Source organism: Psychrobacter sp. T6-1 (assembly GCF_052258445.1).
The window spans coordinates 1-9,186 of record NZ_JBQQFC010000090.1 but is presented as its reverse complement, the minus strand read 5'-3'; the positions used below and the strand labels follow the sequence as shown (position 1 = coordinate 9,186).

The window sequence follows — 9,186 nt, the reverse complement described above, 5'->3', positions numbered from 1 at the left end:
AAGAAGTCGATTATCTATTAGACGCGACCAATGGATTGTTTGATGATACGGACTTAAACCGCGAAGACGTTATCAGCACTTGGGCAGGCGTGCGTCCGCTGATCTCCGATGGCGGTGATGGCAAACGCGTCAGTCCTAGTAAAGAAAAGCGTGATCATAGCGTTTGGCTCGATAATAATCTTGTTACCGTCAGCGGTGGCAAGCTCACCACCTTTCGCCTTATTGCCCTTGATGTACTTGAGAAGTGTCAACAAGTACTCGCGCTTAGCGATACCACTATGCAAAACCAAACAGTAAGTGGTGACCAAGTCTTTAGTAACCCCACCCCTACCCATCCTAAATTTGCCACTTTACCAAAACCTCTACAACAGCGCTTGCAAGGGTTTTATGGTCTACAGCTTGATAGGTTACTAGACATAGCGCATGACGACGAGTTAGCGTATGTCACCGATAGCAATACTATTTGGGCCGAGATTCGCTTTGCCGCGCGCTTTGAGCAAGTCATTCATTTAGATGATCTACTACTGCGGCGTACGCGCTTAGGTTTGATTCTCCCGCATGGCGCGATGACACCGCTTATTAGCGCGAGACTGAAGCAAATCTGTCAGCAAGAGCTGGGCTGGGATGAGCAAAAGTGGCAACGAGAAGCCGCTCGCTATAGCGAGTTGTGGCAACGCTATTACCATTTGCCTGCGGCTTAGTGCTTCTTCGAATTATTATAGAAATCAGTGTTCTGGATTAGTGCTACTGGTGTAAATTTTTACATAAACTATCTGTGTAACTCTACAGATAGTCAACCGATCTTGAAAGTGGTACAAGGCAGACGAGCGCAAGTACTACGATAGTAGGCTAAGCGAGTCTAACGCTGTAACACTTTAAGAGCGGTTCGACTATAGTTAAGGACAACTATGACCACCTCTCACGACCCGATTTATTTCTTAGCTATCGACAACGGCACCCAAAGCGTCCGCGCGCTTATCTTTGATCAATTCGGCAGCGAGATTGCCAAAGCCCGCGTGCCTATCGAGCCGTATTTCTCCGAGCAGCCCAATTATGCCGAGCAGCACGCCGACTACTATTGGCAAAAGCTATGGGAGGCCTGCCAAAAGCTGTGGCAAAGCTGCGATATTAAACCTGAGCAAATCGCCGGTGTCAGTCTCGCCACTCAGCGTTATACGATGATTTGTTTGGATAAAGACAAACAGCCGCTACGTCCTGCTATCGTTTGGATGGATTTGCGCCGCGCTGAGACTCATGACATCGGTTTTTTAAACCCAATTACAAAAATCATCGGCATGGGCGAATTGGTAAAAGACGCGCAGCAAAAAGCCCGTTGTAATTGGCTCGCGCAAAACGAGCCAGAGACTTGGGCCAAGACCGCCCACTACGTCAACCTCTCCGCCTACCTCACTTATCAGCTAGTAGGTGAACTTATCGACTCAAATGGTCATTCGGTCGGCTATTTGCCGTATGACTACAAAGCACAAACATGGCTCAAACCCAAAGATCTTAAATGGCGACTGTTTAGCTGTACCCCCGAGCAAATGCCCAAAATCATTCCGCCGGGGCGAAAGCTCGGTCAAATTAGCGCGGCAGCAGCCAAAGCTACGGGTATCTTAAAAGGCACACCAATGATCGCTGCCGCCAGTGATAAGGCGTGCGAAGCCCTAGGCGCAGCGGGGTTTGCCGCCGATACCGCGTGTCTTAGCTTTGGCACCACCGCTACTATTAATACTATCTCCCCCGATTACTTAGAGGTCCTCAAGCACATGCCCGCCTACACCGCCGCCGCCCCGCACTACTACAACCACGAGTACATGATTTATCGCGGCTTTTGGATGGTCAGCTGGTTCAAAGAACAATTCGCCCACTACGAGCAAGAGCTTGCTAAAACCCAAGGCATCGACACCGAAAAACTCCTCGATGCCGCCGTCAAAGACATTCCAGCCGGCTGTATGGGACTCATGATGCAGCCGTATTGGTCACCCGGTGTCCGTCATCCGGGGCTTGAAGGCAAAGGCGCACTTATCGGTTTTGGTGATGTGCATACGCGCGCGCATATTTATCGCGCCATCTTAGAAGGGCTGGCTTACGAGCTTAAACTCGGTTTTGATACCATCGAAAAACGTACCGGCAAACCCATCAAACACCTGCGCGTCTCAGGCGGCGGCTCCCAAAGCGACGCTGCCATGCAGCTCACCGCCGACATCTTTGCCATGCCCGCCTACCGCCCGCACACCTATGAGGCCACTGGCCTCGGCGCTGCCATCAACTGCGCGGTGGGTCTCGGCGTCTATCCTGACCACGCCGCAGCCAGCAAAGCTATGACCCATTTAGGCGACGAATTCTTACCTATTGAAGCCAACGTGCAACTCTACAAGCGTCTGTATAACGAAGTCTATCTGAAGATGTACGAGCGCCTAAAACCCTTATACCAAAGCATTCAAGACATCACAGGATACCCCGCCAAGTAGTCTGGACGAGTTTGAAGTGTAGAAGTATTAGGCGTGGTCAAAAGGTGGGATGATTGTGCCGAAGAGGTTATGGGAGCTGATCGCGCCTTCTGCTTGTATCTGTACCCCTAAGCGTGGCGGGCACTAATGGCTGATGGCATTCCTGTATACTCGATACTACCCTCAGCCAAGTGCCCGCAACCCGCTTAGTCGCACAGGATACCGCGTCAGTCACGGCTAAGACGCGTCTCAAGGCAACACTATAATTAGCTTATTAAAGTCTACTCTGACAAGTAATTTTGATATAAGCTATAGAATAAAACAGCTTCTCTACTCAAAAAATTTGAGTTGTTAATATATAAATATAGGTTCCTATGCAAATCTCTAATCTAAGAATAAAGGGTTTCAAGTCATTTGGACCTGAAGGTGTTGATATACTGCTAAAGAACAAACTTTCAGCTTTCATTGGTCTTAATAGTTCTGGGAAGACTACCGCCTTAGAGGCTTTGAGAAAGCTATTTGGTTCAACATTATCAGAAAGAGAGCTTGTAAGAGAAGACTTTCACATTGGCAAGGAAGAGAACTCAGAAAACATAGTAAACCGTGAGCTTTCTATCGAAGCAAAAATTCAGTTTTCTGAGGAAGAAAGCGAAAGTGATGCTATTGTCCAGTTCTTTCCTGATATGGTTATTAACGGTCAAGGTCAAGACCCCTATGTTCGTATTAGACTTGAAGCAAAATGGAAAAAATCTGACATTGAGCCTGACGGTGAGTTTGAATTCGAAACTTATTTCATAAAAGTTGCCGACGGTGAAATAGCGAATGAAGATAATAAAACTAAACTCAGTCCTCATCTAAGACAATTGATACAAATTTTATATGTGCCTGCGATTAGAAGACCTTCCGAACAGATTAAATATGCTTCAGGTAGTATCTTATATAGAATCCTCCGAAAAATTCAGTGGGATGACTCATTTAAAGTGGACTTTGATGAAAAAATACATGAAATTAATGAGGCTTTTAAAGGCCTCGCTGAATTTAACGTTATTCAAGATGTAATTAAAAACGTATGGGGTCAATTTCACAAAGATGAGCGTTATAAAGATACAGCTTTAGGTTTTAGTGCTAGTAGTTCGGATGAAATCTTAAAAAAGCTAGAGATTTCTTTTAGCCCTACAGGTACTCACAAAGAATTTTTTATTCATGAGTTAGGTGATGGATATCGTTCGATGTTTTATCTTACATTGGTATGTGCTTTATTGGATATTGAAGAGCAGTTAGCAGATAGAAGCAATAACGAAACTCTAAAAGCTACTCGTCCCTTGTTAACTATATTAGCCATAGAAGAGCCTGAAAATCATATTGCACCTCAATTACTCGGTCGAGTAGTTAAAATTCTAAATACTATTTCAAAACAAAACCATTCACAAGTATTGTTATCTTCTCATACACCTTCAATTGTCAAAAGAATAGATCCTGAAAGTATTCTACATTTTAGAATTAATGAAAGTTATGAGTCGCAAGTTAGCATGATTGTATTGCCTGAAGAGAATGATTTAGCTTATAGATATATTAAGCAAGCAATACATAATTATCCAGAAATATATTTCGCTAGATTAGTAGTTATTGGTGAAGGTGATACAGAGGAAGTTATTTTTAATCGTTTTATGGAGATAGAAGGTGTTGATTTCGATGACAATATTATCACTTTCGCCCCATTAGGTCACAGATTCGTCAACCACATATGGAAACTACTGAACGCTTTACAGATTCCTTTCATTACCTTATTAGACTTGGATTTAGAGAGAAATGGGGGTGGCTGGGGAAGAGTTAAATACGCTCTTCAACAATTAATTAAAATTGGGAAGGACAAAAATGAACTCTTAGCTTTAACAGATGGAAGTATTTTTTCAGATGAGCGACTGGAATCCATGCATAATATGGAGTTAAATGAACGCAATATTGAAATAATGTATCTATGGATTAGAAGACTGAATAGATATGATGTTTATTTCTCGGAACCTCTAGATTTAGATTTTTTGATGCTAAAGAGTTATACAAGCTTCTATAAAGATACTATTCCGAAAAATGGCGGACCACAAATTCCGAATAAGACAAGTGAGCTTGATAAATTTAATGTCAAAATAGCTAATGGTGTTCAAGCAACTCTAAAATCAGCAGATGCTACTGGTCACACTTATACTCCCGAAGATAGAGAGTTGATGATTTGGTACAACTATCATTTTTTAGGTAGAGGAAAACCAACAACTCATATTCTTGCTCTGGCTAAAATGACAGAAGAGGAAATAAAACAGTCCTTCCCACCTTTATTCACTACTCTTTTCAAACGTATGAACGACTTACTTATTCACTCATAATATAGGTTTCGGTATTAAAACACTCATATCGCTTTAGATATTTAATTTGTAGTAGGTGAATAGAAATTGTTATGAAAGTTATTAGTTCGGAAGACTGGCTTCCCAGTGATAGTTTAGAACTTGAAGACAATGCGTTGGATGCGGTTAAAAGCATGAGTAACTGCTTAATCTTAGCTGGACCAGGTGCTGGTAAAACAGAAATGCTAGCCCAAAGAGCAAGCTATTTATTAGAAACGAACACTTGTAAATACCCTCGAAAAATTCTAGCTATTAGTTTTAAGAGGGATGCTTCTTATAATTTAAATGAAAGAGTTGAAAAACGCTGTGGAGATGAATTAGTTAAGAGATTTGATTCACTCACGTTTGATTCTTTTGCTAAGCAAATTTTAGACAGGTTTAAGAAAGCACTACCTAACGGTGTTAATGTTGCTGACCAGTACGAAGTTTTGTTAGGTGATAAAGAAATACTGGAGCTTTATGAAAGGGAGGGTACAACTCTTCATTCTTATGCTATAAAAAAGCAAATAATGAAGACTCATAACGAGCAGCTTCTAACAGACTTCAGTAATTCGCCTAATGATGCTAGAAAGAGAGTATGGTTACAATTATTAAATTCTAATCCATCAAAATTATCGTTTCCAATGATAATGCGCTTAGCTGAACTCATCATAAATACTAACCCTAAAATAAAAAAGTATCTTCAAATGACTTATCAATTCGTCTTTCTTGATGAATTTCAAGATACTACAGACATTCAATATGACTTATTTCAAAGCTGTTTTATTAATAGCAGTTCTACATTTACAGCTGTGGGTGATGATAAACAACGTATAATGTTATGGGCTGGTGCGAAAGAAACAGTATTTCAGGATTTCATAAATGATGCTGGTGCAAAGCAAATTAACCTTCATATGAATTATCGTAGTGCGCCTAAAATTGTTAATTTATTAAACTATTTCAGTGAGCATTTACTAAGAGATAATCATAAAGCTACTCCTTCTACTAGATGGGAAGTAGATCAAGGTGAATGCAACATATGTTTTTTCAATAGCCCTGAGAATGAAAAACGAGATTTATTAGTAGACGTTAATAGATGGATTACCCAAGATAGTATTGACCCCAGAGATATATGTATTCTAGTGAAGCAACAATTAGACGTTTATGTCGGTGAGATGATAGGTTACTTTTGCAAAAATAATATCAAGACTAGAAATGAAGACAATTTTTACGACATTCTTACTGAGGAAATATCAATATTCATCGTTAATATGATGTATAGATGTTTAGACAATACAAATACTGAAACTAGGAAACAAACTTTTGATTTTATAAGCTATTTGTATTCAGAACTTGATAATCAAAAGCTCTTGAATATGGAGAAAAAACTATTCAAATTTATAAAATATGCTCGGAATAAGTACGACTTTGATAATTTAACATTTGATACAATCAAAGCATTGCTGAAAGATGCTAGAGAGTTAGTAGATGAGAGAAGATTAAAAGCTCAATTTCCTAAATATAAAAATCAGATAGAGCTAGATAAACTTCTGAAGAAATTAGATGATGAGTTATGGAAAGCTTATCAGATATCTGAAAGTTTAGAGACTTCTTTAGATACTCTTTTAGGTAAAGATACTATACCTGTTATGACTATTCACAAAAGCAAAGGACTTGAATACCATACAGTAGTGTTTATAGGATTGGAAGACGGTGCTTTTTGGACGTATAAAAATCAATCTAATGAAGACAATCGTGCTTTTTTTGTAGCACTATCTAGAGCTAAAAAGCGAGTCATATTTACTTTTAGTAAAGAAAGACAAGATAAATTTGGTAGAGTGAGAAATCAATCTTTTGAAAATATTCGTCCTATACTTGATACTATGAACAGCTCTGGTCTAGTTAACATAGATAATAGAATGAGTCCGTGAATTAATAACATTGTATTGCTCAGCCATTGTCAACACGATCATATCGTACTAAGAATAGCAACTTTTCTACTTTAACCTGCTATAATAAGTTTTTAAGTTATCTCGTTTATAAGCATTCCTTACGCAAGAAGCACTAAGATCAAATAACACTAAACGCCGCATAAACCCGATTTAACCCCTCACGCAGTAGCGCCTCAGGACAAGCCACATTAATACGCATTTTTAGATGTCCCTCACTACCGTATTTAATCCCTGAATTAAGCTCAACTTTAGCGTCACGCAGTTTGTCATACAGCGCCTGATCATCTTGCGCATACGCTGAGCAATCCAGCCAAATCAAATACGAAGCCTCAGGACGCATCACCTTAATATCAGGCAGATGCCCTGATAAAAAATCTATCGTAATCTCGATATTTTTTTCGATATAAGCCAGTACCTGCTCAAGCCACTCGCCACCCTCTTTATAAGCGCTTTGCATCACGGTATAAGCAAATAAATTGAGCTCGTATTCATCATTCAAATTCTGCTGCTGGCTGATTTTTTTGATCAGCGTCTCATCTTTAGCAAAGATCATTGAGCCTTTGATACCGGCGACGTTAAAGGTTTTAGTCATCGAGGTCAGGCTGACGACGTTATGCGCGTATCCTTCGGCTTCTGCTAACTTTAAAAACGGTGTAAATTTATAACCACTTAACGTCAAATCTTGATGGATCTCATCACTGACAATTGCTACATTGTGCTTTTTACATAACTTAAGCAGCGCTTTAAGCTCGTCGGTTGTCCAGACGCGCCCGCCCGGATTATGCGGATTGCATAGCAGATATAATTTAACTTTATTATCGATAATTTTAGCTTCGATATCGTTTAGATCGAGTTGATATTTACCGTCGACTTCCTTTATTGCTGAGGTCACCAGCGTGCGCTTATTTTGCTTCACCTTAGTCATAAACGGCGTATAGATGGGATCATTGACCAGTACCGCATCGCCTACTTCAGTAAAAATATGCATCATCAGCGCCAGGCTTGGCACCACGCCTGGCGAAAATAAAATATTGTCTTGAGCCAACTGCAAACCATAACGACTGCCGTGCCAATTAATAATCGACTCGTACAAGGCATCGGTAGGTTTGGTATAACCCAAGATGCCGTGATCCACCACACGCTGTAAGCTATCTAAAATAGGCTGCGCTGCTTTAAAGTCCATATCAGCGACCCACAGCGGAATAGTATCATCGCTATAGTGCCATTTGAGTGATCCCGTCCCGCGTCTATCGATTATCTCATCAAAATTATATGGCATGAGCATTCTCCTTTATATCAGTGAATAGCGAGTGTGTTTTTGGGCTATAACTGCTCATTCGTCGGCTTAAATAACCTTTGAGAGTTTAACACTATCATTACTTGCATGATGCGCAAGAATTAGTGTTACATTACTGTGGCGGACTCTATATCTCATCAGTTTATCGATGCCAGAGTATGCTGATAGTGTACTATTTATAAGATATTGGCACTTGCCAAAACCACTACCTGAGCCAAGATGGCTTATTTAAAAGGACTTAAAATTATGAAAATGGAATTTTCACGAAGCTCTGCACTCAAGATGAGCGTGCTGACTTTAGCAATTGCAAGCGTCGCTGCTTGCTCCAATATAACTACCGCCGCCGAGGTTCAACCGATGGCTGCCGGTGCGACTAGCAGTACGGCCCTCATTTTGGGCAATAGCGCTATGTCTACTGGCACGAACGACACCGTCGCTATCGGTAATATGGCGAACGCCGGACTTAATTCAGCGACAGCTATCGGCGGTCAAGCTAACGCTGCAGGTCTGGGCTCAACCTCTGTCGGTTGGCAATCAAAAGCCACTGCCGAGCGCGCACAAGCCTTTGGTCATCTCGCTAATGCAAGCGGCGTACGCGCAACCGCTGTTGGCGAAGCGGCTATGGCAGGAGGCACCAACGATACGGTCGCTGTCGGTAATAAAGCCAATGCAGGTCTAAACTCAGCAACGGCTGTCGGCGGTGAAGCCAATGCCGCAGGTCTCGGCTCAACCTCTATCGGCTGGCAGTCCAAAGCCACTGCTGAGCGCGCGCAAGCTTTTGGTCATATCGCCAACGCTAGTGGCGTTCGTTCAACCGCCGTCGGTGAGGCGGCCGCCGCACAAGGGGCAAACTCGGTAGCTGTAGGTAACAAATCTATGGCAGGCGGCATGAACAGCATCGCTATCGGTAATGGCGCAATGGCAGCAGGCAATAACCAAGTCGTCTTAGGTAGCGCCGGACAAGTACAATCGAGCACCGCATCACAGTCGGGTACGGTCAGAATCGTGACTATCGATGACAACGGCACTTTGGGCACGATGCTGGTTGACTACTACAAATCCGCTCGTTAAACCATCACTGGATAATATTGGCACAGCTGTAAATCAGA

General features: G+C 41.8%; 6 protein-coding genes. 5 read left to right on the top strand and 1 reads right to left on the bottom strand.

Annotated elements, in window-relative coordinates:
• The 4 genes from ACTXGO_RS06860 to ACTXGO_RS06845 all read left to right on the top strand — a co-directional run.
• Positions 1-701 (top strand): glycerol-3-phosphate dehydrogenase C-terminal domain-containing protein (locus ACTXGO_RS06860; RefSeq protein ID WP_443573800.1); only part of this gene is annotated, 701 nt, incomplete at its 5' end.
• A gap of 207 nt (positions 702-908) precedes the next feature.
• Complete coding sequence (locus ACTXGO_RS06855) at positions 909-2,474, top strand: FGGY-family carbohydrate kinase (RefSeq protein WP_443541263.1); 1,566 nt, start codon at positions 909-911, stop codon at positions 2,472-2,474.
• Positions 2,475-2,827: 353 nt separating this feature from the next.
• The gene (locus tag ACTXGO_RS06850) at positions 2,828-4,831 is read left to right on the top strand and encodes an ATP-dependent nuclease (protein ID WP_443541264.1); all 2,004 of its coding nucleotides are present in this window, start codon (positions 2,828-2,830) and stop codon (positions 4,829-4,831) included.
• Positions 4,832-4,902: 71 nt separating this feature from the next.
• Positions 4,903-6,759: a UvrD-helicase domain-containing protein gene (locus ACTXGO_RS06845; protein ID WP_443541265.1), complete on the top strand. Its 1,857-nt coding sequence runs from the start codon at positions 4,903-4,905 to the stop codon at positions 6,757-6,759.
• A gap of 139 nt (positions 6,760-6,898) precedes the next feature.
• On the opposite strand, the gene ACTXGO_RS06840 is transcribed toward ACTXGO_RS06845, so the two are convergent.
• Positions 6,899-8,059 (bottom strand): MalY/PatB family protein, encoded by a 1,161-nt coding sequence (locus tag ACTXGO_RS06840; RefSeq protein ID WP_443541266.1) that lies wholly within the window; start codon positions 8,057-8,059, stop codon positions 6,899-6,901.
• 264 nt (positions 8,060-8,323) lie between these two features.
• On the opposite strand from ACTXGO_RS06840, the gene ACTXGO_RS06835 reads away from it, so the two are divergent.
• Positions 8,324-9,148, top strand: a complete 825-nt coding sequence (locus tag ACTXGO_RS06835) for a hypothetical protein (protein ID WP_443541267.1) — start codon at positions 8,324-8,326, stop codon at positions 9,146-9,148.
• The last annotated feature ends 38 nt before the right edge of the window (positions 9,149-9,186 follow it).

Excerpts from the sequence above, each read along its gene's own strand:
- ACTXGO_RS06855 (WP_443541263.1), top strand. The coding sequence starts at position 909 with ATGACCACCTCTCACGACCCGATTTATTTCTTAGCTATCGACAACGGC.
- ACTXGO_RS06850 (WP_443541264.1), top strand. The coding sequence starts at position 2,828 with ATGCAAATCTCTAATCTAAGAATAAAGGGTTTCAAGTCATTTGGACCT.
- ACTXGO_RS06845 (WP_443541265.1), top strand. The coding sequence starts at position 4,903 with ATGAAAGTTATTAGTTCGGAAGACTGGCTTCCCAGTGATAGTTTAGAA.
- ACTXGO_RS06840 (WP_443541266.1), bottom strand. The coding sequence starts at position 8,059 with ATGCCATATAATTTTGATGAGATAATCGATAGACGCGGGACGGGATCA.
- ACTXGO_RS06835 (WP_443541267.1), top strand. The coding sequence starts at position 8,324 with ATGAAAATGGAATTTTCACGAAGCTCTGCACTCAAGATGAGCGTGCTG.